This window comes from Massilibacillus massiliensis (assembly GCF_900086705.1).
In the GTDB taxonomy this organism is placed as follows: Bacteria; Bacillota; Negativicutes; order FLKF01; family FLKF01; genus Massilibacillus; species Massilibacillus massiliensis.
Genome location: NZ_LT575483.1, coordinates 2,767,521 through 2,791,323 on the forward strand (window position 1 = coordinate 2,767,521; position 23,803 = coordinate 2,791,323).

The window sequence follows — 23,803 nt, forward strand, 5'->3', positions numbered from 1 at the left end:
GCAAATTATGCTGCTTTTGATAGGCTATTTTTATTATGTGCTATTCGTGTAATTCTTTATAATTTGGTGCGAGTGATAAAGTATCATTATTTTTAAAAACATCTATGACAAATTGCTGAAATTTTTTGGCGGCAGGAGAAAGAAATTTATTTGTATTCCATGCCATTCCGAGGGGTCTGGCACAGGTTGGGTAAGCAACAGGAATAAAAACGATATTTAAATGTTCTAGTCCAGGAATGTGAGGAATCAATGCTACCCCTAAATTTGCATCTACCAGCCCGGCCACCGTCATAATTTCATCGCCTTCAAATGTAATTTTTGGACGAATTGAAGCAGTCTCAAAAAATTGATCGGCAAGCAGGCGAAGTCCGTACATTGGTTTGAACGTAATAAATGGCTCATGCGCGATTTCTGAGAGATGAATGCTTTTACGTTTTGCTAAATGATGTTTTTCTGGGACAACGACGAACAATTCTTCCGCGCATAAAGAAAACCAACCTAACGTTTCTGTTGTCATCAAAGTAGAACATAAACAAAGATCAATATCGCCGTCGATTAATTGTGATGTAAGTAACGCAGAGTTGTTTTGGTTGAGGCTGAATTGTATTTTAGGATATTGTTTTCTGAATTTGCTTAGTAGTACCGGAATAAGATAGTTACCAAGAGAATGGAGAAAGGATAAATTTACAACACCTTGATCCGGCTCAGAAAGGTTAGCAAGTGCCTGTTTTCCATTGGCGATTTCTTGTAAGGCACGTTCTACATGTATGAGAAAAGTTTGCCCATATTGTGTTAATTTAATTGTTTTTCCTACTCTATCAAATAGCGGGACGCCTAGCTCATTTTCCAATTTGGCAATTGAACGGCTAAGAGCAGGCTGCGAGACAGAGATACTTTGTGCTGCTTGTGTAAAATGATTAATATGAGCAAGTGTCTTAAAATACTCTAGCTGATTTAATTCCATGTGTATCACTCCTTAGGTAGTGTATATCATAACACACTTAAAAATAAATATCGTTAATTAAGAGTATAAAATATATGCAAATTAATTATTGAAATGATAATCAATGTGAATATACACTGTTTACATAATCATACTATAATTTGACACGTAAAGGGTTGAGAGATTATTCCTATTTTAGATATAAACGAAATGCATATCTATTATAACAATAATACATGATTCTTCTTATATAATAAATAGAAAATTCGAAAATTTAGGACATACCAGGATAAATTTCTTTAAATAAAATATTTTGATAGGTATTCTTAATTGATGAATGAAGTTTGTATTAAAAATAATAATAACATGAGACTTGTATATGAGGATGGATAGCCTAAGGGTTTATTGTTATGTGCTTTATGGGGAAGTTATTCACAGCTTAAAATGTTTTAAGAAAATGCTTTAGAGACGAGACTTTGTAGTGCATGTAGCATAAGATGCAGTTACGACATTAAAATGATTATGATAATGCATTTGACGTATAAATCTTCTAGATTTATGATATAGTTTAGGTAATATAGGAGATGAAATAAATGCGTACGTATATAACAAGGAATTCCCCCAATTACTGGCGAGCGATTATTACTCTTTTTCTAGGAAGTGTTGCTGCTTTTGGTGCAGAGTATTGTTTGCAGCCAATTATACCAGTATTGGCAGAAACATTCAATTTGATGCCAGCCACGGCGAGTTTAGCAATGAGTTTTGGAACAGGCGGGATGGCGTTTTCAATGATTGGAATTGCCAGCGTTGCAAAACGTTTAGAACGAAAAAAGGTGATGACCATTGCCGTTATGATTGCTGCATTGTTAGCAATTGGTATGGCGATTAGCACAAGCTTTCATTTGATTTTGGGGTTGAGATTGGTACAAGGAATTTTGTTAGCAGGTTTTCCTGCTCTGGCAATTGCTTATATTAATGAAGAATTTGATCCTAAAATTATTGGTTCCGTAATAGGAATCTATGTCAGTGCAAATGCTTTAGGCGGTCTTTCGGGCAGGCTTTTAATCAGTATAATCACGGATTATTTTTCATGGCGGGGCGGACTTGCGATTGCTGGTATGCTTTATTTATGCATTGGTATCGCCTTTTGGTTCATACTGCCAAATTCGACTAAGCAAATTGAAAAAGGTACACTTCGCTTAAATATTAAGGAAGATTTTTTGAAAATTCTACAAAATAAAAAGTTAGTAGCACTCTATATTGTTGCTTTCTCAGTTATGGGCTCTTTTGTATGCGTTTATAATTTTATAAGCTACATCTTTATAGCACCGCCGTACAACTTAAGTCAAACTGAAATAGGCTTTGTTTTTGTGATGTATTTAGTAGGATCGGTAAGTTCGGCAATTATGGGACGGTTGTCTGATCAATATGGGCATGGTAAAGTTCTGTGCTTATCTTGCTTGATTATGCTGATCGGAATTCTGATGACTCTGATGGCAAGTTTAGTATTTAAAATCATTGGGTTAGGTATATTGACATATGGTTTTTTTGGCGCACATTGCAATGCTTGCGGTTGGGCAGGTAAGGTTACAGAAGGCGATAAAGCGCAGGCATCTTCGATGTATATGTTTTTTTATTATAGTGGAGCTAGTATCATTGGCACTTTAGGTGGAACCTTTCTATCTTCCTATGGGTGGCTTGGCGTAGTTAGTTTAACCGGGTTAGTTGTATTCGCATCTTTCATCCTATCAGTGAAATTAACGATAGGAGAGTTTCAAAAGTTTAGTACAGTTCTACCTAAATGGATCTATCATAGATAAAATGATGGATAAACCTAAATTGACGGGTGGGAATAAAACTTAAATACTTCTAAAATAAAGAGAAATCTTGCAGAGCATGCACGCTTTTACAAGATTTCTTTTTTTTAGACATTTTGTGTCAATAGGTAATTTTATTTATTTTTTTACTGAAAACTATTAAGTTCTAAAATCAAAGTGACGATAATATATATAACAAGGAGGTTAATTTTATCTAGGATGGTGAGTGACATGATAGAAAGAGTATCAAGTGTAGCAAGAGTACCTAAAGTTGGTGCCTATGCAAAAGAAAATCAATCGTTTAATGAAAACAGCAAGAAGAAACAAGAGCTTACTTTTAGCACGATTTTAGAAAATAAAATGAAAGAATCACCAAAAACGAATGCGTCTAGTGCGTATAAAGTTGATTTAACGAATTTAACTTATCTATAATACGTCGTCGAAGTATTGTTTTGGTAGTTTATTTAGTGTATAATACGGCTGGTTGTAATAATCGAATTTTATTTACGTGTGGTGATAGAATGATAGATGATGAGAAATATATGAAATTAGCCCTGATTGAAGCACAGAAGGCCTTTGAGCTAGGTGAAGTGCCAATTGGGGCTATTTTAATTTTTGAGGATGAAGTCATTGCCGCCGGGCATAATATGCGTGAAACTTGGAATGATGCAACTGCTCATGCGGAAATGGTCGTAATAAAAAAGGCTTGTGAAAAGCTAAAGCGTTGGCGGCTCAGTGGAACTACACTTTATGTAACAGTCGAACCGTGTCCAATGTGTGCCGGAGCGTTGGTAATGAGTCGCGTTGACCGCGTAGTGTATGGCACAACCGACTATAAAGCTGGTGCAGTTGAATCGGTATTTAATATCGTAGACCATCAAGCGCTGAATCATCAAGTAGCAGTAACGGCGGGAGTTTTGGCTGATGACTGCCGCATGCTCATGAAAAAGTTTTTCCGCGAACGTCGGAACATAAAAAAGCAATTAAAAAATGAATAGTGACCAATCAAGAATAAATGGTATGCTGCCAATGCGATATAAGTTTTGGTAATGTCCATCGAGCATTTGCCGGGCTGGTGGATGGCAACGTAATGTAATTGATACGGTCGGATTGCATCATTTTAAAATGTTTTTTATAGGAAGAAAATGCTTTCCCGCCATTAAAACAGATGGTTTTAATTTGTGGATAAGCCTCCAATAAGGAAGTAAAATCATTGGGTATTTCCTGTAGAATCGCAGAATCAAGGCTGCCTTCACGTTCACAGGACTGAATGACATCCCAAAGTGCAAACTGATGTTGAAGCAGCATTGTAAGTTTATCCTCATAATTTTCAGGAACAGCATCTTCTTGACACACTGCTGTGATTACCCGCCAAAAGCGATTTTGCGGATGCGCATAATATTGCTGTTGGTTTAAGGATTGAATTCCGGGCATGGAACCTAAAATTAGGATTTTTGATTTTGTATCAATCGCAGGGGCAAAAGATTCACAAAAACTCATGTTGGAGCACCCATTTCTATAGTTTTTTATTATAGTATAGCATTTTTACAGAATTTTTCATGTTTACTTTAGAGGAAAGTATGATATAATATTTATTGTTCTTAATATGGAGAGGTGTCCGAGTGGTCGAAGGTGATTGACTCGAAATCAATTGTACCGCAAGGTACCGAGGGTTCGAATCCCTCCCTCTCTGCCATTAGTAAATTCAAGGCTTCGCGTGGCTTGACGCGGAGCCTTTTTTGTTGCCCGAAAATAAGTCAATTGTATTTCTGACAGCCTATTTGACAGCCTGCTAAATTTTGGGATGTTCTGATATAGTGTAATAGACAAGAAAACTAACGATTTTTTTGCATGATCTCTGCAATACCATTTTGCATTTTTTCAGTAGAATGCGTGTAACGATCAAGAGTGAATGCTGCCGATGAATGTCCTAGTCGAATTTGGATTTTTTTAGTTTGAACATCGTTTTCGACTAACATAGTAGCGTGGGAGTGTCTAAGGGAATGGAATGTTGTCCCTTTAGGCAGTCCCATTTTTTTTACGATTTTTGCAAAAGTATTTGTGATTGTAGCAAGTGGAATCGGCTGACTCATATCATCCGAAGCACGGAACACATAGCCATGTATGTCCCACGGGATATTTCTTTCTGCAAGCATACCGCGAAGAAGCATTTTCCAGACTTTCATTTCATGCATATACTCTTTTGTTACAGGTAAGCGACGTTTGCCGGCAGATGTTTTGGTATTACCTTCAATGGTAGCTTTTTTAGTTTTCTTTCGTGATTTAGTGATTGCTATGACGTTATTGTTAAATTCAAGATCAGTCCAACGTAGTGCAGCCAGTTCGCCGCGCCTGGATCCACATTCCCACGCGGTCTTAGCAATATATTTAAACTGTACAGACGGCATGTGCATCAGGATATCTTTAAATTCTACAACATCGATAACTTTTGTTTCACGTGTTTCTACCTGTGGCTTATCGATTGAATCACAAGGATTAAATGGTATCATCCTGTCTCTAAAAGCTTGGCTAAAAATACTTTTAACAATTGTATAAACATACTGCTTCATACGTGGTGCTTTTACCTCTTTAAAAACCTTACGAAGCATGAAGGGGGTAATTTGATCAACGTATGCACTTCCGAGTGTTGGGTATATATGATTTTCCAATACGGAATCATAGGATTCGTAAGTTCCAAGAGAGATTTTTTTCTCGCTAAGTTTGTAACTGAGTACATCAGTAGCCCAAGATTTAAATGTGATTTTTACGATATTTAGCACAGAGTTTTTTACGAGATCTCTTTCTGTCTCCAGTTCTTCTTCGGTATAACCGTAGACGTATTTCTTTTTCTTTTCTCCCGTAATTGGATTTGTGACAGTTACGCTAGATTGTAAGCGACCATCTTCTCTTATTGTTGCCATGATATTCTCCTTTCTACAGGAGTCAGTTAGTTGTTTGATTGGTTAGTTTTAAATTTTATTTATAGTCGAGAGCATATTTTTCATTAATGAACTTTTTAAAATCCTCTATTGACTGTAATGCTTCATCTGATAATTTATTTTCATTGCCAGTGTCAGAAAGAATACAGTACATGTCGTCTCTAATGATTCTTTTATATGTAAATTGGTCTTTATCCATTAATAGTTCCTCCTTTTTGTCAAGAACATATGTTCTGTGAAATGGGTAAAAAATTTTATGTTTTAGCAAAAATCATCATAAGTTGCCAGTTCGCTCAACATTTTATGTACAAGTTTGGGCGCGGTTTTAAGATTATCCAGCATGACCTTTGCTAAATTGTAATCTACATTATGCGAATACATAAGTAAATTCAAAGCGTATTCATTTGCTTCATGCTCACGGCTACTGGATACGTAATACGTCATATCCGGATGCAGATAGTAGCCATATCCGCTATGTAACCGAGCATGTCCTAACTCGTGACAAAGTACGATGAGCTGCTGCACTTCGGCTAGATTATTATTGATAAAAATAATTTTTCGCCTTAGAACTTTTAATAAGAATCCTCGAATAGATACAGGCAGGTCATAGGTTATTACATCGATATTTAAATCTGCTGCGATCATTAAAGGGTTAGATGTGCCGTGCTTATTTACTAAATTCCTTACTCGTAAGGGTATGTTCATCCATGACACCACCTGAAACTATTTTTTCTTTCTTTTATTCTTCTCTTTTGCAGTCCAAAATCCGAATTCTAAGGCTGCCCTTAGTTTTGCTTTATCTTCATTGTCAAGTTTATATGTTTCGCCATCGAACATAACTTCTGTTTGCTCAAGGAATTTAGCTAAATCCTTGGGTGTTTTTTTATTTTCGGATGCTGGTTCGTCAGATAAAGGCTGATTGCCCAAAATCTCGTCGGCAGTAACGCCAAATATTTTTGTGAGTTGGTTAAGGTGATCTATATTTAAACGTTTATTTTCTTTTCCTGTTTCTAATTTGTAATAGTATTGAGGGGTTACCCCCAGTAAGGCAGCGATTTTATTTCCTGATCTCAACGATTTGTCAGGATGTGACACTCTTATCTGCCGTAAATTATTAGGAAATTCATCCATATTAGTGCTACCCGCTTTCTTTTGTTTGATCTAATTCTATCCTATTAGGATAATTAATTCAATATCCTCATAGGGTGAAAATAGGCGATAATAGCACCTATTAGGAGAAAAATGAAGGCTTAGGGTTATAATTATCCTTATTGGGCTAATTTGCTCGTTGAATTAATATCCTTATAGGGTTAATATATAGCCATAACAACGAAACCAATAGGAGAGAGGTGGTTATAGTGAATTTTTCATTAACAATTAAAAATGAGCTTAATAGACAGAAAAAAAGTGTTTCGTGGTTTGCGGGAAAACTTGGGTTGTCAGTTCCGTATGTCTATAAGTTATTGGATCAAAGAGCCGATAAACGCTGGAACGAAGACTCCATTAACAAAGCCTGTAAAATCTTGGGTATCAAAATAAATTTCCAGAGTGAGAGGGGGTGAGAACGTGAATAATTCGAGTTACAAAATCTTCATTACGCGTTCGGCTGGAGTGGCGCATTTAATTAGCCGGGGACTTCAAGAAGCAACACCTTGGTCAAAGGAAGGCGGACAAACTTTAAGTACAGGCAGTGGGTGTGTGCATCAAGATTGCAGGATACCAAAGCTATATCACGGCGACGATAAATTCTATGCGATGATTGAATATCGTAACGGTGAAGATTTTAACTGTCCTGAGTATGAAGTAATTATTTGTTAGAAAGTGAGGTGAAAAATATGGAACTAACAGTTGTAATAAGTCCGCCGAATGGATCTTGGGAGGAGGCGGAAAAAATTATAAAAAAGATATGCGAAGCGCACATTGATGTTATATATACGCTTCGCATAGAGGTTAATGATGTTTCGAATTAGGCATTGATAAATTCAACATAATGAATCTCTATACCTGAAAGAGAAATATTCTTATTCTCACCTATGAACGCATAAGGAAGCTGTTCTTTAAAGGGGACAAGAGTAAAGTCAGTATCTTCGTAGGTTTTGGTTCCATTGCCGTAAAAAACATTGATGGCAGTCAAGTTTTTTATCTCAATAACGGAACCGGATTTCAAGTGGATATGAGCTGAAGTCATAAATAACACCTCCTTCCTCAATATACCAATATTCGACAGGGGGCAATAAATTCCTACAAAGTGAGGTGAGAACAATGTCATACGATGAACCAATACCGATTTGGCGCAAAGCTGTTTTAACGGCACAGGAGGCGGCAAAGTATAGTGACTTAAACGTAAGTATTATTCGAGCGCATGCTGTTTTAGCTACTTTAGGTAAAAGTGACTTCCCATCATTCTTTGTCGGAACTCATTTAAAAGTACATCGTGAATTATTTGATGAATGGCTTGCAGATATGGCACGTGGTCATCATAGGTTCGAAATAAAACTTGTAAATCAAATTATTAAAGAGGCTACTAAACCAGCACTCCGTGGCAGACCACGAAAGAATCGGCTTGCGTAGAAAGCGAGGTGAAACTCGATGTACATTTGTAAAATTTTAAAAATCAAGCATCTTCGTATACTCTGTGAAAATCAAAAAATATCAGTGTGTTTAGTAAGGAGGAAAATACATGATTAACAGATACTTAACGCAACGCGGGCAAGATGCTCTGCTTGTATTATCGATATGTATTGCTGCTGCAGTTATATGGATGATTGAGTAATGTACTGTGCTAGATGTGGTAAAACCACAACGCGCCTGCTATGGGCAATATTACCTTACAGTCAAACATTAGTGCCAGTTTGTGCAGACGACAGAACCTGCTATGAAGATTTTAGACAAGCAGGTAAGAAACGTAAGCGAAGGAGGCGAAAACGGTGACAGAGCAGTACCCAATTGACTGCGATAAAATGCTTAGGTTTGATCATAATGGTCTCAATGGTTATCGGCTTTGGTGCAGCAAAACAGGTCGTCTATATGAATGCTGGTACAGTAAAAATGGTGGTCTTGTAAAACAGCGTAAAATTGTAGGCCCAACTAAAACGATCATTTTAGAGCAATATGGGATAAAAAAGATCACGTCAGCGCCAACTAACGTGATCAAACGTAAATAATTTTCGGAATCAGTGTAACACGGAATGATTAAAAAATCAAATGAGGAGTGTTTTATGAATGAAAGCAACTGGAATTGTTCGTAAAGTAGATGAATTAGGCAGAGTAGTAATTCCAATTGAATTACGTCGCACGCTTGAAATTGAAGAAAAGGACAGCTTAGAAATCTACGTAGATCAAGACAAAGTGATTTTTCGTAAGTATATACCTTCCGGGGCTTGTGTGATCTGTGGGAGCTTAGATAAAACGGTCAGCTTTAAAAATAAATGTGTTTGTGAAAAATGTGTAGCTGGGCTGAAAGGAGTGATTCAAGTTGATAAAGATAAATAACCTTGAAATTGAAAACGTAAAACGTGTCAAAGCAATAAAAATGGAACCAACAAAAAGCGGATTAACGGTAATTGGCGGTAAGAATCAACAAGGTAAAACTTCTGTGATAGATGCAATTGCTTGGGCTTTAGGTGGTGACAGGTTTAAGCCATCAGAGCCAAATCGAGAAGGCTCAGTAAATCCACCCCACCTAAAGATTCAACTTTCGAATGGGTTGGTTGTAGAACGTAAAGGGAAAAATAGTTCCTTAAAAGTTTTGGATCCGGATGGTAACAAGGGCGGACAACAACTGCTAGATTCATTCATTGATCAAATGGCACTTAACTTACCTAAATTCATGTCGGCCAACAATAAGGAAAAAGCAAATATCTTATTGCAGATTATTGGTGTAGGGGACAAGCTCTACAAGTTGGAAACCGAAGAAACGCAGCTCTATAATCGTAGGCTTGAATTTGGTCGCATTGCTGATCAAAAGAAAAAATTTGCTGCCGAAATGACTAGTTATCCGGAAGCACCGAAAGAGCCAGTTAGTGCTGCTGATCTTATCAAAAAACAGCAGGATATATTAGCTCGTAATGGTGAAAATGCCCGCAAGCGTCAAAATGTTCAATATTTACGAGATCAACATAAAACTTTAGGGGAAACGATCAAGGATTTAAAAACCAAACTAAATGAATTAATCAATGAACAAAATAGCGTATATTCTGATCTTGAAATTGCCAGCAAGTCTGCAAAGGACCTTAAAGATGAAAGCACGGCAGAACTTGAAAAAAATATTACAAACATTGATGAAATCAATATTAAAGTTCGTGCCAATTATGATAAAGAAAAAGCAGAAATGGATGCTGCTGAATATACAAAGCAATATGATGATTTAACAACTCAAATAGATAAAGTCAGACAGGCAAAAATAGATTTACTTAAAAATGCGGATCTGCCACTAGCAGAGTTATCTGTAAAAGATGGTGAGTTGATTTATAAAGGATATAAGTGGGACAACATGAGCGGTGCTGAACAACTAAAAGTAGCAACCGCGATTGTCCGAAAATTAAATCCGAATTGTGGTTTCGTATTAATGGACAAGCTCGAACAAATGGACGTCGAATCTATGCAAGAATTTGGAGTATGGCTTGAGCAGGAAGGCTTGCAGGTTATTGCAACTCGTGTCAGCACTTCACAAGACGAATGCAGCATCATTATTGAAGATGGCTACGTAAAAGGTGAAGACATAGCAACGATCATTCAGCCTGAAGCACCTAAACAAAATACTTGGGAAAGAGGGAAATTTTAAATGCAAGATGACATTTTAATTATTAAAAAAGATCCGTTTACCACTGAAATCTATCCTAAACCTCTAAAAGTAACAACAGAACTTCATTCACAAGTTACAGCGATTGCAACGGAAACAAATCAACCAATTCACAAAGTTGCATGCATGCTTATAAAATTCGCATTAGATCACGTAGAAATAAAGGACTAAGAAAGGAGAGTTTTTATGGCATTAAATATTACGCGAGGCATGGTCTTTAAACCTCAAAAAGTTATTGTATATGGACCAGAAGGTATTGGTAAATCGACTTTTGCAGCAAAGTTTCCGGATCCTCTATTTATTGATACAGAAGGAAGTACCAACCTTTTAGATGTTGCAAGACTGCCAAAGCCATCAAGTTGGACCATGATGATCCAAATGATCAGTGAAGTAAAAAATACACCGGGGTGCTGCAAAACTTTAATCATTGATACGATCGACTGGGCCGAGCAGCTATGTGTTAAGCATGTATGCGCTACCTATGACAAAAAAGGTATTGAAGATTTTGGCTACGGCAAGGGATACATCTACGTTAAAGAAGAATTCGGCAGGCTGTTAAATCTCTTGAGTGATGTAACAGAAGCCGGTATCAATGTAGTTTTAACCGCACATTCACTAATTCGTAAATTTGAATTGCCGGATGAATGTGGTAGCTTTGATCGATACGAATTAAAACTCGGCAATAAAACTGGTTCGCAAACCTCAGCACTTGTAAAAGAGTGGGCAGATATGGTCCTCTTTGCAAATTATCGGCAGCGGGTAGTTGAAGTTGATAAAAAGAAAAAGGCACAGGGTGGCATGCGTATCATGTATACGCAGCACCACCCCTGCTGGGACGCAAAAAATCGTCATGATCTCAAAGAAGAATTACCCTTTGAATATGAGCAGATTGGTTATTGCATTCCCAATGATTCTTCTCAGGAACCTGAGCCTATAAAAGATGTTCTAATGACACAGAGCCATGCTGTTCCATCACCAGAACCGGCTACAGAGCAGAAAACAAAGAATGAAGTTAAAAATAATGCCGCTGCACAAACAGAAGAAAAAAATACTACTACTAAGCTACAAAATAAAGCAGTGGATCAAAAGAAAGATATCAAACCATTGCCCGAGAACATACCGAAATCTTTAGCTGATTTAATGATCAAAAACAATGTTACGGTCGAAGAAATTCAAGAAATCGTTAGTGATAAAGGGTATTATCCTAAGGATACATTGATTTCAAATTATGATCCTGGATTCATTGAAGGCTGCTTAGTTGGAGCATGGGATCAAGTATTTGCAGCAATCAAAGAATTGCGCGAAGTACCATTCTAATTTAATGAAAATATTGGAGGAGAAAGTTTATGAGTATTTTTGATAGCATGGGAACACCAGAAGGAATGGAATTAGGTTGGGAGGATGAGATTCAGCAGGATTCGCAAGAATTCATATTATTACCGGAAGGTGATTATGTTTTTGAAGTAACTGCATTTGAACGTGCAAAATACAATGGTAGCGAAAAAGTTCCACCTTGCAACCAAGCAAAATTAAAATTGCAGGTTACTACGGACGAGGGCACTACAACAATTAATCATAATTTATTTTTATATAGCAAATTTGAAGGTATGTTAAGTGCATTTTTCTGTGCAATTGGACAAAAGAAGCATGGCGAACGCATTAAAATGAATTGGAATAATGTCATTGGTGCCAAAGGAAAAGCGAAGATCGGTATTCATGAATATACGAATGATAAAGGTGAATTAAAAAAATTCAATCAGGTAAGGAAATTTTATGATGCATCTGATAATGCTCCCACTCAACCACAAGCTACATTTAAAGCCGGTTCTTTCTAAATAATAATGGAACTTAGAAAATATCAGCAGGAAGCTAAAGCAGCGATTTTCGAAGAGTGGGAGAAGGGAAACAAGAAAACGCTGCTTGTCCTCCCAACTGGCACGGGTAAGACGATTGTTTTTGCTAAAGTCACAGAAGAATGTGTACGCAAAGGAAATCGCGTCCTAATTATGGCGCATAGGGCTGAACTCTTAGAACAAGCCAGCGATAAAATAGAAAAAGCCACTGGATTGAAATGTGCGGTGGAAAAAGCAGAGGAAAGCTGTTTAGGAAGTTGGTACCGAGTCGTTGTTGGCTCGGTACAATCTTTAACAAGAGAAAAAAGATTACAACAATTTACAGTTGATTATTTTGACACAATTATTATTGATGAAGCTCATCACTCGATATCAGATAGTTACCAAAAAGTATTGCAGTACTTTGAAGACGCTGAGATTTTAGGTGTTACTGCAACGCCAGATCGTACTGACATGCGGAATTTGGGACAGTATTTTAACAGTCTGGCTTATGAATATAGTTTAGTCAAGGCGATTAAAGAAGGGTATCTGTGCAAAATTAAAGCGCAAACGATACCTCTAAAACTGGATATCACAGGCGTAGGTATGCAAAGCGGAGATTTTAAAGCCAGCGATTTAGGAACGGCTTTAGATCCATATCTTTATCAAATAGCACAAGAAATGATGAAATATTGTCAAGGACGCAAAATTGTAGTGTTTTTGCCTTTAGTAAAAACTAGCCAAAAGTTTAAAGATATTTTAAATCAGGTCGGTTTTAGAGCTACTGAAGTAAACGGTAACAGCGACGATCGCGCAGAAGTACTGCAAGATTTTGAGCAAGATAAATATAACGTACTTTGTAATTCAATGCTCTTAACGGAAGGATGGGACTGTCCCAGTGTGAATTGTGTCATCGTTTTAAGACCAACAAAATCAAGAAGTCTGTATTGTCAGATGGTAGGGCGCGGAACCCGTTTATTTGAAGGTAAAGAAGATCTGTTGTTACTGGATTTTCTCTGGAATACAGAAAAACATGAATTATGTAGGCCGGCACATCTGATTGCACAAACCGAAGAAATCGCACAAGCTATGACAAAAAGAATTGAAGAAAATGCATGCCCTTTAGATATTGAAGAAGTTGAAAAACAAGCAAATGAAAATGTTATTGCAGAGCGAGAAGAAGCATTAGCTAAAAAACTTGAAGAAATGAAAAAGCGTAAAAGAAAGCTTGTCGATCCGCTCCAATTTGAAATGTCAATTCAAGCGGAAGATTTAGCAAGTTACGTACCAGCGTTTGGATGGGAGTCAGGACCACCAAGTGAAAAACAGATAAAAACCCTTGAAAAACTAGGAATCTTTCCTGATGAGGTTGATAACGCTGGTAAAGCAACCAAGTTGTTGGAACGTTTAGATAAACGCAGAGAAGAAGGACTAACAACACCGAAGCAGATTCGTTTCTTGGAAAGCCGCGGTTTTCAGCATGTAGGTACTTGGCAGTTTGAACATGCAAAAAAATTAATTGATCGGATAGCAGGCAATGGCTGGCATATACCACAAGGTATAACGCCTAATGAATATAAACCGGCGCATATAGAGCAATCGGGGAATTGGTAGATATCAATTTTGAAAGGAATGTGAATTATGATCAAAGATATAGAAATTTCAAGAATTCATCCTCACTATGACAATCCTCGCAAAGACCTTGGAGACCTTACCGAACTTGCAGAGAGTATAAAAATTAACGGAATTCTTCAGAACCTCACAGTTGTACCTTGGTTTTCAAAAATCACTGGTGTTGGTGCTGATGATCCTAAACAACAAGAAGAACTTGGATATATTGCTGTTATCGGTCACCGTCGTCTTGCAGCAGCGGAACTTGCCGGATTAACAAAAGTGCCATGCAATATATCAGATATGAGTTATCGTAAACAAATTTCTACTATGCTGCTTGAAAATATGCAACGAAGCGACTTAACAATATATGAACAAGCACAAGGATTTCAGATGATGCTTGACCTCGGAGAATCCGTTAATGACATATCTAAAAACACTGGTTTTTCGGAATCTACCGTTCGTCGCAGAGTGAAACTCCTAGAGTTTGATAAAGAAAAATTCAAGGAATCAGTTGAGCGTGGCGGTACCTTAATGGACTATGCAGAGCTGGATAAGATTCAAGACATCAAAACTCGTAATAAGGTTCTTGAGAAAATCGGAACACCAAATTTTAAATGGGAGCTGAAAGATGCCATAGATAAAGAGACAAGTAAGAAAAATAAGGCATTGATAATTGCTGAACTCGAAAAATTCGCAACGAAAGTGGAAAAAATTAATGGCTTAAGCTATGTACAATCATTTTACTTATTTCAACAACCTGAAATTGTTATACCAAACGATATTGATACTGTCGAATATTTTTACTGCATTAATGGATCAAGCTATATATATTTATACAAAAAAAGTGAAGACGAAAAACCGCAAGCTGATCAAGCTTTGCTTGACGAACGAAGAAAACATGACGAACACCGCGCAGCCCTAATTAAAGTTTCAAAACAAGCATATCAACTTCGAAGCGATTTTATTAAAACTGTTTCTAACACCACAGCAAAGAAAAATCTACATGTCATAATTGAGTATTTATTATTGGCTACATTAAATGATAATTACTATGTTGCTGAATTTGAAGACCTTGCTAATTTTCTTGGTCTTGAAATAAATGAAGATGATGAACAAAATCTTATTAATAACATCAAATCTCTTATTATTGCCCAACCTGAACGACACCTGTTAATATCGACTTATTTAACACTTGATTCAGAACAAGCAAATTATTATAACTGGAGCAATCAGTATGTTGAAAATGAAATACTCAACACAGTATACGATTTCCTTGCGAAGCTTGGTTATGAAATATCTGAAGAAGAAAGTTCACTGCGCAACGGTACGCATGGACTATTCGTAAATATAGAGGACAAATAAATGGACAACCATAAACATGATTTACTCCCATTACTCGAATATATTGATCCTTCAAACCTTTCATATCAAGAATGGGTGAATGTTGGCATGGCACTCAAAGAAGAAGGTTTTACGGCAGCTGATTGGGATAATTGGAGTAAAAGAGATTTTTCTCGTTATCGTGCCGGTGAATGTTTCAAAAAATGGACAACTTTCCAAGGTACGACAAAGCCCGTGACAGCTGGAACTATAGTGGATATGGCGAAAACCGGAGGTTGGAAACCAACTGGCGGCGGTACAGAGCTTGCCTGGGATGATATTATCGGTGGCAGTAAAGATGATATGGTCCTGGTTGATAAAAACTGGATTGAAGGCAGGGAAGTAACAGAACCACAAAAATGGGATCCAATTAAAGATCTGGTTACCTATCTTGAAACTCTGTTTGATAGTACTGAAAATGTTGGCTATGTAACAACCTCTTGGGAGAAAGAAGGTAAGTATTTACCGACAAAGGGAAACTGGGCGCGTACAGCCGGTGAACTCATTGAAGAATTAAATATTTGTGATGGTGATATCGGTGCTGTTCTTGGAGATTATAAGCCAGAATGTGGCGCATGGATCCGGTTCAATCCACTTGATGGACAGGGCTGTAAAAATGATAATGTAACAGATTTTCGTTATGCACTCGTAGAATCTGACTGTATGGAAATTGATAAGCAAAATGAGATCATCCGCACATTAGAACTACCGGTAGCATGCCTCGTACATAGTGGCGGTAAAAGCCTGCATGCAATAGTTCGCGTCGATGCTGCAGATAAAAATGAATACCGTAAAAGAGTCGATTACCTATATGCAGTCTGTCAAAAGAATGGTCTTGAAATCGACAGTCAAAACCGTAATCCCTCGAGACTATCCAGGATGCCAGGCGTCATTCGCAAAGGGCATAAACAGTGGTTGGTAGATAGCAATATAGGGAAAGCAAACTTCGTTGAGTGGCAGGAATGGATAGAAGCTATCAATGATGATTTACCAGAGCCTGAAAGCATGGCCGATGCCTGGGACAACCTTCCTGAGCTTGCACCATCACTAATTCATGGAATCCTTCGTCAAGGACACAAATTATTGATTGCTGGTCCATCTAAAGCAGGTAAATCCTTTGCATTGATAGAGCTATGTTGCGCGATTGCCGAAGGTATGAAATGGCTGTCTTGGAATTGCGCCCAGGGCAAAGTATTATATGTGAATCTTGAGCTTGATAGAGCAAGCTGTCTGCATCGTTTCAAAGATGTATATCAGTCGCTTAAATGGGAACCGAAAAATGTTGGTAATATTGATATTTGGAATTTGCGCGGTAAATCTATACCAATGGACAAGCTGGCACCAAAACTCATACGTAGAGCTGCAAAGAAAAATTATATGGCCATTATCATTGATCCAATTTACAAAGTCATTACTGGTGATGAAAACAGCGCTGATCAGATGGCAAACTTCTGCAATCAATTCGATAAAGTGTGTACAGAACTTGGCTGCGCGGTAATTTATTGTCATCATCATTCAAAAGGAGCCCAAGGTGGTAAAAGGTCAATGGACAGGGCTAGCGGCAGCGGTGTATTCGCTCGTGATCCAGATGCCCTGCTTGATTTAATTGAACTCGATATTACCGATGCATTACTTAAACAGGAAGAAAATAAAGCTGTTTGTGCGGCTTGTATGGATTACCTTGAGCAGAAATATCCAACATGGGAAGACGATGTTTCACAAGATGATCAGTGCAGTGAAAAAGCGATGCTTGATTATTGTAAAAAAGTTTTACCAATAGAATCTTATACAACACTCACAAATAATTTCGTATACAGAGCAAGGCAGAAAGTACAACAGCGCACCGCATGGCGCATTGAAGGAACATTAAGAGAGTTCCCTAAGTTCTCACCAGTCAATCTGTGGTTTGATTATCCGGTGCACCATGTAGATAGGATTGGTGTTTTAAAAGATGTGGAAGCCGATAGTGAGCAGCCTTCATGGAAAAAGAATTTTAAGAAGAAAAAAACACCGGAAGATAGTAAAAAAGATCGTAAAATTGCGATAGAAAATGCAATCGAAGCAACTAAATTTGGTGGTACTCCAACGCTTAAAAGTATGGCGGAATATATGGGCGTAACGGAAAAGACTGTAAAAAATCATCTGAAAGAGCATGGGGGATATACCGTAGCACATAATGGTGAAGTCTTTAAATTAACTAAAAATGGGAATATGGAAACCGCATAGAAACGGAAAAACTCGATGATTTTCCGTTTCTTCCAAAATGGAAAAAGTCGAACAGTGCTTCGAGATTTTCCATTTTGGAAGGAAGAAAAACGTCGAGTTTTTCCACTTTCCAAATCGGAAGAAAAAGTCGGTGAATTTTCGAGTTTTTCCGAATCGGAAGAAAACCCATATATATAAATATATGTTTGGTGATTTTCCGCCCTACGGTCAAGGGGAAAAAATAGTCGTGCGTTAGCTTTCGCACGACGACTACTTTTCCCTTTCCTTGACTAAAAATTTTTTCTTGAAGGGAATGGATTAAATTGTCAAAAAGAAACAGAAGCAAAATAATGGAAGTTGCAAAATTTATGCCACCACTCAGACATTCGATTCCTGATCAGGAGTTTGATGTTCGAAATAGTGAAGTTTTAAATTGGCTGGTCAAACAACCAGAAATTTTGAATTATGTTTGGAACAATATAAAAAGCTCTGGTGCGATTATCTATGATCAAAGAGCAGGAAGATGGATGGGGATAAATCATGATGATTGAATTCTTTCTGCCAATGGTCCCTCCAACCGTAACTCATCAGGAAAAGAAAGTAACGGTGGTGAATGGTAAACCTGTATTTTATGAGCCGCCAGAGCTTAAGGACGCCCGCCAAAAGCTTACTGCATACTTAGCAAAGTATATCCCTAAGAAGAAGCACTGTGGAGCTGTCAGGCTGGTAACGAAGTGGTGTTACCCAAAGGGATCACATAATAACGGTGAGTATAAGACAACTAAGCCTGATACGGATAATATGATTAAGCTGCTAAAGGACGTAATGACGGAGCTAAAGTTTTGGAAAGATGATGCTTTGGTGGCAAGTGAGATAACTGAAAAGTTTTGGGCTGATGTCCCTGGGATATATGTTCGGATTGAGAAGTTGTAGGGAGGACTCACAATGATAAAAACGATAACAGCAGAAGTTGATATTGATCTTGAAGATTACCTTGAGGAATTTGACGACCTTGAACTTATTACAGAGCTGCGTGATCGTGGCTATACAGTACTAGAAAATGAAGAGCATGTTAGTAAAACAATCGAAGCTGATATTCGTGGCTGTAAGATCAAGGCCAATGGCGAAACGTTTGAGTTTGATGGTCTGACGACGATTGTTGTGTATGATAAATAAAAATAAGACCGCTACACGAGCGGCCTTTGGGAGAGGATAAAAATGAAATATTGTGAAGAATCGATAGAGAAGTTGATTGAGTATATATCATCCGATAATGAGAGAGGTTTTTGTCCATCAAGAATAGGGTTAAAAGAGCCTAATTAAAAAATTAGTTGGACTACAAGTAGTTGTATCTCACTTAGTTGTAAAGACTGCTGGAAACAAGCATTGGCAGGTAATACCCATAAAACAACTCAAACAATCGAGGAGGACTAACCATGATACCCAATGAACGTTTAGACGAAATGATAAAAACAGCAAAATTATTTGCTGACATCTCATGCGGCTTGGAGCTGAATGGGTTGAAAGCTAAAGATATTTATGCAGCGTTTGTAGAGCTTAAAGAGTTGCGGGAGATCGCGAAAACTAACGTATTTCAATTAAGGTCAGTATCAGAAGAACAGATAAAGAGTATTGCGAATTTAATTAATCAATCGCCTTCGCAATTACGAGTATTACAGGAGGAATGATTATGGCACCAATGACATGCTCAGATTGTATGAGACGTGGTAAAGTAGTATTTATGGTTTATAGTCGCAAGAGCAAGCATTACATATGTCCTGATTGTACAGGCGTTTTTACGCCAATACCGAAAGATGACGACTATGCTGCTAATGCAACGAAAAATGAAGTAATGGAACTGATGTATGGCATGTATAAAGCAAATCTCCCGCCCAAGGAGCCCATCCCCGCTGGCGGACCATTAAAAGGTGGCGGCGGTAGTAAATCTAAAGGACAAAGTAAAAAAGGGCTTATGAAAAAGAAATCGTTAAGTCAACTCTACAGAGAATTATAAAAAAATTTAGTAGAAGTTGAAAAAGTAACACACATTGAAAAATTTATGATATAATGAGAATTGTAGGTGTACCTACTCAATAGTTAAATTTTAGTCGCCGGCAAGTTTGTCGGCGACTTTTTAATTAGGGGTGTATTTATGAAGTTGTTGGAAGATAAAGATATAAATTTAGAAAAGCTTTATGATTGGTGTGATACTGTACCCCAAAAAGAACGAATTATACAATGTGCGCAATTAAAATCTGAGGTAGAAATCTCGTCTGATGTATTAAAAACTATTAATGCGAGATTGGGGATAGCACTTGGTATTATAAATATTATCATAGGATATGTTCTTAGTGAATATAAATGGGTAGTTGCATGTGCCATAATATTATCTTCAATATACTTTTTTTACAAACTTAATGAAATGGAAAATAAACTTCATATTTTACGAAAAAAAGGACTGGAGTGTATAATGATTATGGAATCATTTAACAAATAATAATAAACATTTAAGCCGTTCTTAACTGGACGGCTTTTTCTTATGTGAAGGTTTAGAAAATCTGTAGATAATGAATGCAAGAAAAGCGAAGGCATGCGTGATAAATATGCTTTGACCATGTAGCCTGCTAAAATACCAAATAAAAGCATACGTTTCTTTTACTTTCCCATGATCTTTTAAATAATAATGACCGTCAGATGCGAAGCCTTGTAGGGCATCTCCACCAAGAAGGAGAGATATTATGACAAACGATGCAAAATTTATAAGTGCAACTTTAAATATCTTTTTGCAGATACGTTGTGTTTTAGTTAATTCTTCTTCCATAGTTACCACCTTGGAAATAAATGTAAATATTATATATTTGACATGCTTTTTCAAAACTCCTTTTTCTTATAATATTTGGCAGGAATATGTTTCCTTTTATCGAAGTGTGTAGTAATTTGGTAAAAGGAGATGGCGCGTAGTGGAATATGGCTATCCTAAGTTCCCAACAGACGAGGCTTTTAGTGAAATTGCTGTAAAAATATTTCCTTTACAAAGCTTTAAACAAGTCATAAGTGAAATTAGGAGTAATAAAAAGGTTGATATTTGGGGGTGCTTTTTAAATGGAAAGGATGCTGTAGATTGGACTATTATTCTGAGTAATAAAATATCTCAAATTCAGTTAAGTTATCCATGTGCATACCATTATGCCGAGAAATTTAATGATGATGTTTGGCATAGAAATAATGAAGAAGAAGGATGCATTGAATATTTCCCGTATACTCAAAAAGAAGCACTAAATAAAGCAATGTTCGATTTTTTTGCTTATACGTGTTTTTCTGTTGTTTTTTCAGCATTCGATATTATAGGCCAAGTGGTAAATGGTGAATATAAATTAGGATTCGCTATTACAGATGTTAGCTTTAATAAAATTGTTTGCCCAAAGTTGGAAAATATAAATAAAAATTTATTTGATACACTTAACAAAATTAAAAAAGGCGATAAATTTGAAAGTGTTAAGTTAAGACATAGTTTTATACATCGTATTCCACCAACAGAGTTAATCGCTTTTGCTGTTAAGGATAAAGGAAATGTAAAAAGCTTAACTGTAGGTAAATATGTGACTTCAAAAGAAATTATGGAATGCATGAAAGAAGCAATTGATTGCTTACTTGAAACACTAAATGCAATTAAAAATTAAAGTTTTCCAAAACGCCTCTCCCCGAGGCGTTTTTCTTATGCCCAAAATCAAGGAGGTGACACAATGCTCTTACACTGTAATAACCAAAATTGCAAATACAATGACAATCAAACATGTACTGCTGATAAGGTGTTTTACGTTGACAGGCTTTGTGTCACGTTCCGAAAACGACCCAGGCATACAAACTATCGTGACATGATGAAAACGCCGTTTAGTCCACGTTGTAGGTGCGAGCGAGAACGGCAAATATAAATCGAATAACGGTACTGTTTTGAAGTGAAATAACAAGCTAATAAATATACAAGCAGATTAATCTGTAAAATCTTGATGCTTTATTCACGATATGCAATTTAAATCGTATAAATCTATCAAAAATCAAGCTAAAATGCTTGTTTTTGTGTATAAAATTGATTTCAACTATCGATAGCCATAATTTATCAATAGTTGATGATATTTAGGGAGTTGGTGATCATGTAGATGACAGTAATAAATGAGCAAGCAGAAAAAGCAAGAGCCGATTACATAGCAGGGATGAAATATAAAGATATCGCTGAAAAATACGGTGTCAGTATCAATACCGTGAAGTCCTGGCAAAAACGTCATAAGTGGACCAGAGAGGGTGCACCCAAAACAGAAAAAGGGTGCACCCCAGATAAAAAAGCAGGTGCACCAAAAGGCAATCGCAATGCTGCTGGTCATGGCGCCCCTGTTGGTAACAAGAATGCTGTCGGTAATAACGGTGGCCCGCCCAAACGAAATAAAAATGCTGTGACTACTGGTGAGTTTGAAACAATATGGCTAGATTGCCTTGACGATGACGAACAGGTAATGTATGAAAAAATTGATACAGATGAGCTTGTCCAAACCGAAGAGGCTATCAGGTTATTAACACTTCGTGAAAGACGAATGCTTAAAAGAATTCAAGATCTTATGAACGGTTTATCCGAAAAAGCTCGCTCAGTATTTATGGTTAGTAAAGATAAAAAAGAAATCATTCAAGTGTATGATGAAAAAACAGGTAAAATGAGAGAGATAAGTGTAAACAAACCTGTGATGGACATAGAGTCAATTAGTGAAACTGAGTGTCGTAAGATTGATGATATTTTAAAACTTGAAGAAGCATTGACCAGGATACAGGATAAGAAGACGAAGCAATTACAATTAAAACATGATTTAGAAATTGATAAACAGAAACTTCTGATTGAGCAACAAAAATTAGAAATCTATAAAACAAAAAACAGTGGTGCAAGTAAGGATGAGCCAATCAATATTACGATCAAGCGCAAGGTGAAAACCGATGATTGAAGTAGAAAAAGAAGTAAATCCACATTTTGAAGATTTTCTTTTCGATTGGTTATACAAATTTTACTTTCTAGTTGGAGGATACGGTTCATCAAAAAGTTATCATGTTGCTTTAAAAATTATCCTAAAATTGCTTGAGGAAAAACGCACTGCGCTGGTCGTTCGTGAAGTCTATGACACTATACGTGACAGTTGCTTTGCTCTATTTGAAGAAATCATTGTAGATTTAGAATTTGAAGATGAGATTAAAATTGTAACATCACCGATGCAGATCCGTTTCCCCAATGGCAGCAAGATTATTTTCAAGGGAATGGATAAACCAGCGAAACTAAAATCAATCCATAACGTCAGCATTGTGTGGATTGAGGAGTGCAGTGAACTGAAATATGCCGGTTTTAAAGAGCTGATCGGGCGGCTACGGCATCCAACATTATCTTTACATATGATTCTTTCTACTAATCCTGTTGGCAAATCAAATTGGACTTATAAGCATTTCTTCAAGAATGTAAAAGTAAAAGATGAAGTTCTTTATAAAAAAAGAATTATGGTTATTGGCAATACGTATTATCATCACTCATTAGCTGATGATAATCTTTTTTTGCCTTACAGCTACATCGAGCAGCTTGAAGAGCTAAAAACATATGACATTGATTTGTACCGAATTGCTCGTAAGGGGCGGTTTGGTGTAAATGGCACATTAGTATTGCCACAATTTGAAGTGCAGTCAGATAAACGTGTTGAAAATGCGATCAATGGATTACCAAGCCGCTTTTTTAAAGCCGGCATGGACTTTGGTTTTGAAGAATCTTATAATGCAGTATTACGTATCGCAATCGATGATAAACGTAAATATTTGTACATCTATTGGGAGTATTATAAAAATAAATGTACAGATGATGTGACTGCATTAGATCTACAGGAATTTGTTGAAACAAAAGAACTGATCAAAGCCGATTCAGCAGAGCCTAAAACGATTAAATATTTTAATCAACAGGGTTTTAGGATGTCCGGTGCTAAAAAAGGACCTGCCAGTCGGTTGCAGAACACGAAAAAAGTTAAGCGCTTTAAGAAAATTATCTGTTCGGCTTGCTGTGAGCACACAATAGAAGAGTTGCAGGATCTAACCTATAAACTGAATAAAGACGGTGAAATTATTGAAGATGAATTCAGTATTGATCCGCATACGTTTAGTGCAATATGGTATGCGTTAGATGGTTATGAGGTAGCGAATATTAAAGGATCATATAAAGATTATGGCATTCAAACAGGAAAATTCTAAGAAAGGAGGAT

At 36.9% G+C, this 23,803-nt stretch carries 32 protein-coding genes and 1 tRNA gene; 25 read left to right on the forward strand and 8 right to left on the reverse strand.

Annotated elements, in window-relative coordinates:
• Positions 1-40 precede the first annotated feature (40 nt).
• Positions 41-964, reverse strand: coding sequence for a LysR family transcriptional regulator (locus tag BN6559_RS13285; protein ID WP_110955172.1), 924 nt, complete (start codon positions 962-964; stop codon positions 41-43).
• Positions 965-1,536: 572 nt separating this feature from the next.
• Here BN6559_RS13285 and BN6559_RS13290 point away from each other — a divergent pair.
• From BN6559_RS13290 to tadA, 3 genes are all read left to right on the forward strand, one after another.
• Positions 1,537-2,763, forward strand: coding sequence for an MFS transporter (locus tag BN6559_RS13290; protein WP_110955173.1), 1,227 nt, complete (start codon positions 1,537-1,539; stop codon positions 2,761-2,763).
• A gap of 228 nt (positions 2,764-2,991) precedes the next feature.
• A complete protein-coding gene (locus tag BN6559_RS13295) occupies positions 2,992-3,192 on the forward strand; it encodes a hypothetical protein (protein WP_199883995.1) in 201 nt (66 codons plus the stop codon).
• Between the two features lie 89 nt (positions 3,193-3,281).
• On the forward strand, positions 3,282-3,758 hold the full coding sequence (gene tadA, locus BN6559_RS13300) for a tRNA adenosine(34) deaminase TadA (protein ID WP_110956407.1): 477 nt from the start codon (positions 3,282-3,284) through the stop codon (positions 3,756-3,758).
• A gap of 7 nt (positions 3,759-3,765) precedes the next feature.
• Here tadA and BN6559_RS13305 read toward each other — a convergent pair whose 3' ends face one another.
• A complete protein-coding gene (locus BN6559_RS13305) occupies positions 3,766-4,260 on the reverse strand; it encodes a DNA-deoxyinosine glycosylase (RefSeq protein ID WP_110955175.1) in 495 nt (164 codons plus the stop codon).
• Between the two features lie 108 nt (positions 4,261-4,368).
• Between BN6559_RS13305 and BN6559_RS13310 the strand changes: the two genes are divergently transcribed.
• Positions 4,369-4,456 (forward strand) — tRNA-Ser (locus BN6559_RS13310).
• Positions 4,457-4,595: 139 nt separating this feature from the next.
• Here BN6559_RS13310 and BN6559_RS13315 read toward each other — a convergent pair.
• From BN6559_RS13315 to BN6559_RS13325, 4 genes are all read right to left on the reverse strand, one after another.
• The gene (locus BN6559_RS13315; RefSeq protein ID WP_110955176.1) at positions 4,596-5,681 is read right to left on the reverse strand and encodes a tyrosine-type recombinase/integrase; all 1,086 of its coding nucleotides are present in this window, start codon (positions 5,679-5,681) and stop codon (positions 4,596-4,598) included.
• 55 nt (positions 5,682-5,736) lie between these two features.
• Positions 5,737-5,898, reverse strand: a complete 162-nt coding sequence (locus BN6559_RS19310; RefSeq protein ID WP_199883996.1) for a hypothetical protein — start codon at positions 5,896-5,898, stop codon at positions 5,737-5,739.
• 62 nt (positions 5,899-5,960) lie between these two features.
• Positions 5,961-6,404, reverse strand: a complete 444-nt coding sequence (locus BN6559_RS13320; protein ID WP_110955177.1) for an ImmA/IrrE family metallo-endopeptidase — start codon at positions 6,402-6,404, stop codon at positions 5,961-5,963.
• Positions 6,405-6,422: 18 nt separating this feature from the next.
• Entirely contained in the window at positions 6,423-6,830 is a 408-nt protein-coding gene (locus tag BN6559_RS13325; protein WP_110955178.1) for a helix-turn-helix domain-containing protein, read from the reverse strand.
• A gap of 435 nt (positions 6,831-7,265) precedes the next feature.
• Between BN6559_RS13325 and BN6559_RS13335 the strand changes: the two genes are divergently transcribed.
• Positions 7,266-7,517 carry a hypothetical protein gene (locus tag BN6559_RS13335; protein WP_110955180.1) on the forward strand — a complete coding sequence of 84 codons (252 nt, stop codon included), beginning with the start codon at positions 7,266-7,268 and terminating at the stop codon, positions 7,515-7,517.
• A gap of 17 nt (positions 7,518-7,534) precedes the next feature.
• The gene (locus BN6559_RS19675) at positions 7,535-7,669 is read left to right on the forward strand and encodes a hypothetical protein (protein ID WP_267886709.1); all 135 of its coding nucleotides are present in this window, start codon (positions 7,535-7,537) and stop codon (positions 7,667-7,669) included.
• On the opposite strand, the gene BN6559_RS13340 is transcribed toward BN6559_RS19675, so the two are convergent.
• Positions 7,666-7,887 (reverse strand): hypothetical protein, encoded by a 222-nt coding sequence (locus BN6559_RS13340; protein WP_110955181.1) that lies wholly within the window; start codon positions 7,885-7,887, stop codon positions 7,666-7,668. The genes BN6559_RS19675 and BN6559_RS13340 overlap by 4 nt on opposite strands.
• Before the next feature lie 74 nt (positions 7,888-7,961).
• On the opposite strand from BN6559_RS13340, the gene BN6559_RS13345 reads away from it, so the two are divergent.
• From BN6559_RS13345 to BN6559_RS13420, 16 genes are all read left to right on the forward strand, one after another.
• Positions 7,962-8,270 (forward strand): excisionase, encoded by a 309-nt coding sequence (locus tag BN6559_RS13345; protein WP_110955182.1) that lies wholly within the window; start codon positions 7,962-7,964, stop codon positions 8,268-8,270.
• A gap of 356 nt (positions 8,271-8,626) precedes the next feature.
• Positions 8,627-8,863 carry a hypothetical protein gene (locus BN6559_RS13350; RefSeq protein ID WP_110955183.1) on the forward strand — a complete coding sequence of 79 codons (237 nt, stop codon included), beginning with the start codon at positions 8,627-8,629 and terminating at the stop codon, positions 8,861-8,863.
• Positions 8,864-8,921: 58 nt separating this feature from the next.
• Entirely contained in the window at positions 8,922-9,191 is a 270-nt protein-coding gene (locus BN6559_RS19755) for an AbrB/MazE/SpoVT family DNA-binding domain-containing protein (protein ID WP_110955184.1), read from the forward strand.
• Positions 9,175-10,482: an AAA family ATPase gene (locus BN6559_RS13360; RefSeq protein WP_110955185.1), complete on the forward strand. Its 1,308-nt coding sequence runs from the start codon at positions 9,175-9,177 to the stop codon at positions 10,480-10,482. The genes BN6559_RS19755 and BN6559_RS13360 overlap by 17 nt, the downstream gene beginning before the upstream one ends.
• Positions 10,483-10,671 carry a hypothetical protein gene (locus BN6559_RS13365; RefSeq protein ID WP_110955186.1) on the forward strand — a complete coding sequence of 63 codons (189 nt, stop codon included), beginning with the start codon at positions 10,483-10,485 and terminating at the stop codon, positions 10,669-10,671.
• 15 nt (positions 10,672-10,686) lie between these two features.
• Positions 10,687-11,817 carry an ATP-binding protein gene (locus BN6559_RS13370; protein WP_110955187.1) on the forward strand — a complete coding sequence of 377 codons (1,131 nt, stop codon included), beginning with the start codon at positions 10,687-10,689 and terminating at the stop codon, positions 11,815-11,817.
• Between the two features lie 29 nt (positions 11,818-11,846).
• On the forward strand, positions 11,847-12,335 hold the full coding sequence (locus tag BN6559_RS13375) for a DUF669 domain-containing protein (RefSeq protein WP_110955188.1): 489 nt from the start codon (positions 11,847-11,849) through the stop codon (positions 12,333-12,335).
• Between the two features lie 6 nt (positions 12,336-12,341).
• Positions 12,342-13,946: a DEAD/DEAH box helicase gene (locus tag BN6559_RS13380; protein WP_110955189.1), complete on the forward strand. Its 1,605-nt coding sequence runs from the start codon at positions 12,342-12,344 to the stop codon at positions 13,944-13,946.
• 27 nt (positions 13,947-13,973) lie between these two features.
• Positions 13,974-15,308, forward strand: a complete 1,335-nt coding sequence (locus tag BN6559_RS13385; protein WP_110955190.1) for a ParB/RepB/Spo0J family partition protein — start codon at positions 13,974-13,976, stop codon at positions 15,306-15,308.
• Positions 15,309-17,552, forward strand: coding sequence for an AAA family ATPase (locus BN6559_RS13390; protein ID WP_110955191.1), 2,244 nt, complete (start codon positions 15,309-15,311; stop codon positions 17,550-17,552).
• 302 nt (positions 17,553-17,854) lie between these two features.
• A complete protein-coding gene (locus BN6559_RS13395) occupies positions 17,855-18,082 on the forward strand; it encodes a hypothetical protein (protein ID WP_199883997.1) in 228 nt (75 codons plus the stop codon).
• Positions 18,072-18,464, forward strand: a complete 393-nt coding sequence (locus BN6559_RS13400) for a RusA family crossover junction endodeoxyribonuclease (protein WP_110955193.1) — start codon at positions 18,072-18,074, stop codon at positions 18,462-18,464. The genes BN6559_RS13395 and BN6559_RS13400 overlap by 11 nt, the downstream gene beginning before the upstream one ends.
• A gap of 12 nt (positions 18,465-18,476) precedes the next feature.
• On the forward strand, positions 18,477-18,707 hold the full coding sequence (locus tag BN6559_RS13405) for a hypothetical protein (RefSeq protein WP_110955194.1): 231 nt from the start codon (positions 18,477-18,479) through the stop codon (positions 18,705-18,707).
• 260 nt (positions 18,708-18,967) lie between these two features.
• Complete coding sequence (locus BN6559_RS13410; RefSeq protein ID WP_110955195.1) at positions 18,968-19,219, forward strand: hypothetical protein; 252 nt, start codon at positions 18,968-18,970, stop codon at positions 19,217-19,219.
• 2 nt (positions 19,220-19,221) lie between these two features.
• Positions 19,222-19,545 (forward strand): hypothetical protein, encoded by a 324-nt coding sequence (locus BN6559_RS13415; RefSeq protein ID WP_110955196.1) that lies wholly within the window; start codon positions 19,222-19,224, stop codon positions 19,543-19,545.
• Between the two features lie 138 nt (positions 19,546-19,683).
• Positions 19,684-20,028 (forward strand): hypothetical protein, encoded by a 345-nt coding sequence (locus BN6559_RS13420; RefSeq protein ID WP_110955197.1) that lies wholly within the window; start codon positions 19,684-19,686, stop codon positions 20,026-20,028.
• Between the two features lie 21 nt (positions 20,029-20,049).
• Here the strand turns inward: BN6559_RS13420 and BN6559_RS13425 are convergent, their stop codons facing one another.
• The gene (locus BN6559_RS13425) at positions 20,050-20,352 is read right to left on the reverse strand and encodes a hypothetical protein (protein ID WP_110955198.1); all 303 of its coding nucleotides are present in this window, start codon (positions 20,350-20,352) and stop codon (positions 20,050-20,052) included.
• Between the two features lie 139 nt (positions 20,353-20,491).
• On the opposite strand from BN6559_RS13425, the gene BN6559_RS13430 reads away from it, so the two are divergent.
• The 3 genes from BN6559_RS13430 to BN6559_RS13440 all read left to right on the forward strand — a co-directional run bounded on the left by BN6559_RS13430 (position 20,492) and on the right by BN6559_RS13440 (position 23,792).
• Positions 20,492-21,211, forward strand: coding sequence for a Cthe_2314 family HEPN domain-containing protein (locus BN6559_RS13430; protein WP_110955199.1), 720 nt, complete (start codon positions 20,492-20,494; stop codon positions 21,209-21,211).
• 477 nt (positions 21,212-21,688) lie between these two features.
• Positions 21,689-22,516: a helix-turn-helix domain-containing protein gene (locus tag BN6559_RS13435; protein ID WP_110955200.1), complete on the forward strand. Its 828-nt coding sequence runs from the start codon at positions 21,689-21,691 to the stop codon at positions 22,514-22,516.
• The gene (locus tag BN6559_RS13440; RefSeq protein ID WP_199883998.1) at positions 22,509-23,792 is read left to right on the forward strand and encodes a PBSX family phage terminase large subunit; all 1,284 of its coding nucleotides are present in this window, start codon (positions 22,509-22,511) and stop codon (positions 23,790-23,792) included. Before BN6559_RS13435 ends, BN6559_RS13440 begins: the two co-directional genes overlap by 8 nt.
• The last annotated feature ends 11 nt before the right edge of the window (positions 23,793-23,803 follow it).

Coding starts and splice junctions, on each gene's coding strand:
- BN6559_RS13285 (WP_110955172.1), bottom strand. CDS start 964: ATGGAATTAAATCAGCTAGAGTATTTTAAGACACTTGCTCATATTAAT.
- BN6559_RS13290 (WP_110955173.1), top strand. CDS start 1,537: ATGCGTACGTATATAACAAGGAATTCCCCCAATTACTGGCGAGCGATT.
- BN6559_RS13295 (WP_199883995.1), top strand. CDS start 2,992: ATGATAGAAAGAGTATCAAGTGTAGCAAGAGTACCTAAAGTTGGTGCC.
- tadA (WP_110956407.1), top strand. CDS start 3,282: ATGATAGATGATGAGAAATATATGAAATTAGCCCTGATTGAAGCACAG.
- BN6559_RS13305 (WP_110955175.1), bottom strand. CDS start 4,260: ATGAGTTTTTGTGAATCTTTTGCCCCTGCGATTGATACAAAATCAAAA.
- BN6559_RS13315 (WP_110955176.1), bottom strand. CDS start 5,681: ATGGCAACAATAAGAGAAGATGGTCGCTTACAATCTAGCGTAACTGTC.
- BN6559_RS19310 (WP_199883996.1), bottom strand. CDS start 5,898: ATGGATAAAGACCAATTTACATATAAAAGAATCATTAGAGACGACATG.
- BN6559_RS13320 (WP_110955177.1), bottom strand. CDS start 6,404: ATGAACATACCCTTACGAGTAAGGAATTTAGTAAATAAGCACGGCACA.
- BN6559_RS13325 (WP_110955178.1), bottom strand. CDS start 6,830: ATGGATGAATTTCCTAATAATTTACGGCAGATAAGAGTGTCACATCCT.
- BN6559_RS19675 (WP_267886709.1), top strand. CDS start 7,535: ATGGAACTAACAGTTGTAATAAGTCCGCCGAATGGATCTTGGGAGGAG.
- BN6559_RS13340 (WP_110955181.1), bottom strand. CDS start 7,887: ATGACTTCAGCTCATATCCACTTGAAATCCGGTTCCGTTATTGAGATA.
- BN6559_RS13345 (WP_110955182.1), top strand. CDS start 7,962: ATGTCATACGATGAACCAATACCGATTTGGCGCAAAGCTGTTTTAACG.
- BN6559_RS19755 (WP_110955184.1), top strand. CDS start 8,922: ATGAAAGCAACTGGAATTGTTCGTAAAGTAGATGAATTAGGCAGAGTA.
- BN6559_RS13365 (WP_110955186.1), top strand. CDS start 10,483: ATGCAAGATGACATTTTAATTATTAAAAAAGATCCGTTTACCACTGAA.
- BN6559_RS13370 (WP_110955187.1), top strand. CDS start 10,687: ATGGCATTAAATATTACGCGAGGCATGGTCTTTAAACCTCAAAAAGTT.
- BN6559_RS13375 (WP_110955188.1), top strand. CDS start 11,847: ATGAGTATTTTTGATAGCATGGGAACACCAGAAGGAATGGAATTAGGT.
- BN6559_RS13380 (WP_110955189.1), top strand. CDS start 12,342: ATGGAACTTAGAAAATATCAGCAGGAAGCTAAAGCAGCGATTTTCGAA.
- BN6559_RS13385 (WP_110955190.1), top strand. CDS start 13,974: ATGATCAAAGATATAGAAATTTCAAGAATTCATCCTCACTATGACAAT.
- BN6559_RS13390 (WP_110955191.1), top strand. CDS start 15,309: ATGGACAACCATAAACATGATTTACTCCCATTACTCGAATATATTGAT.
- BN6559_RS13400 (WP_110955193.1), top strand. CDS start 18,072: ATGATGATTGAATTCTTTCTGCCAATGGTCCCTCCAACCGTAACTCAT.
- BN6559_RS13405 (WP_110955194.1), top strand. CDS start 18,477: ATGATAAAAACGATAACAGCAGAAGTTGATATTGATCTTGAAGATTAC.
- BN6559_RS13410 (WP_110955195.1), top strand. CDS start 18,968: ATGATACCCAATGAACGTTTAGACGAAATGATAAAAACAGCAAAATTA.
- BN6559_RS13415 (WP_110955196.1), top strand. CDS start 19,222: ATGGCACCAATGACATGCTCAGATTGTATGAGACGTGGTAAAGTAGTA.
- BN6559_RS13420 (WP_110955197.1), top strand. CDS start 19,684: ATGAAGTTGTTGGAAGATAAAGATATAAATTTAGAAAAGCTTTATGAT.
- BN6559_RS13425 (WP_110955198.1), bottom strand. CDS start 20,352: ATGGAAGAAGAATTAACTAAAACACAACGTATCTGCAAAAAGATATTT.
- BN6559_RS13435 (WP_110955200.1), top strand. CDS start 21,689: ATGACAGTAATAAATGAGCAAGCAGAAAAAGCAAGAGCCGATTACATA.
- BN6559_RS13440 (WP_199883998.1), top strand. CDS start 22,509: ATGATTGAAGTAGAAAAAGAAGTAAATCCACATTTTGAAGATTTTCTT.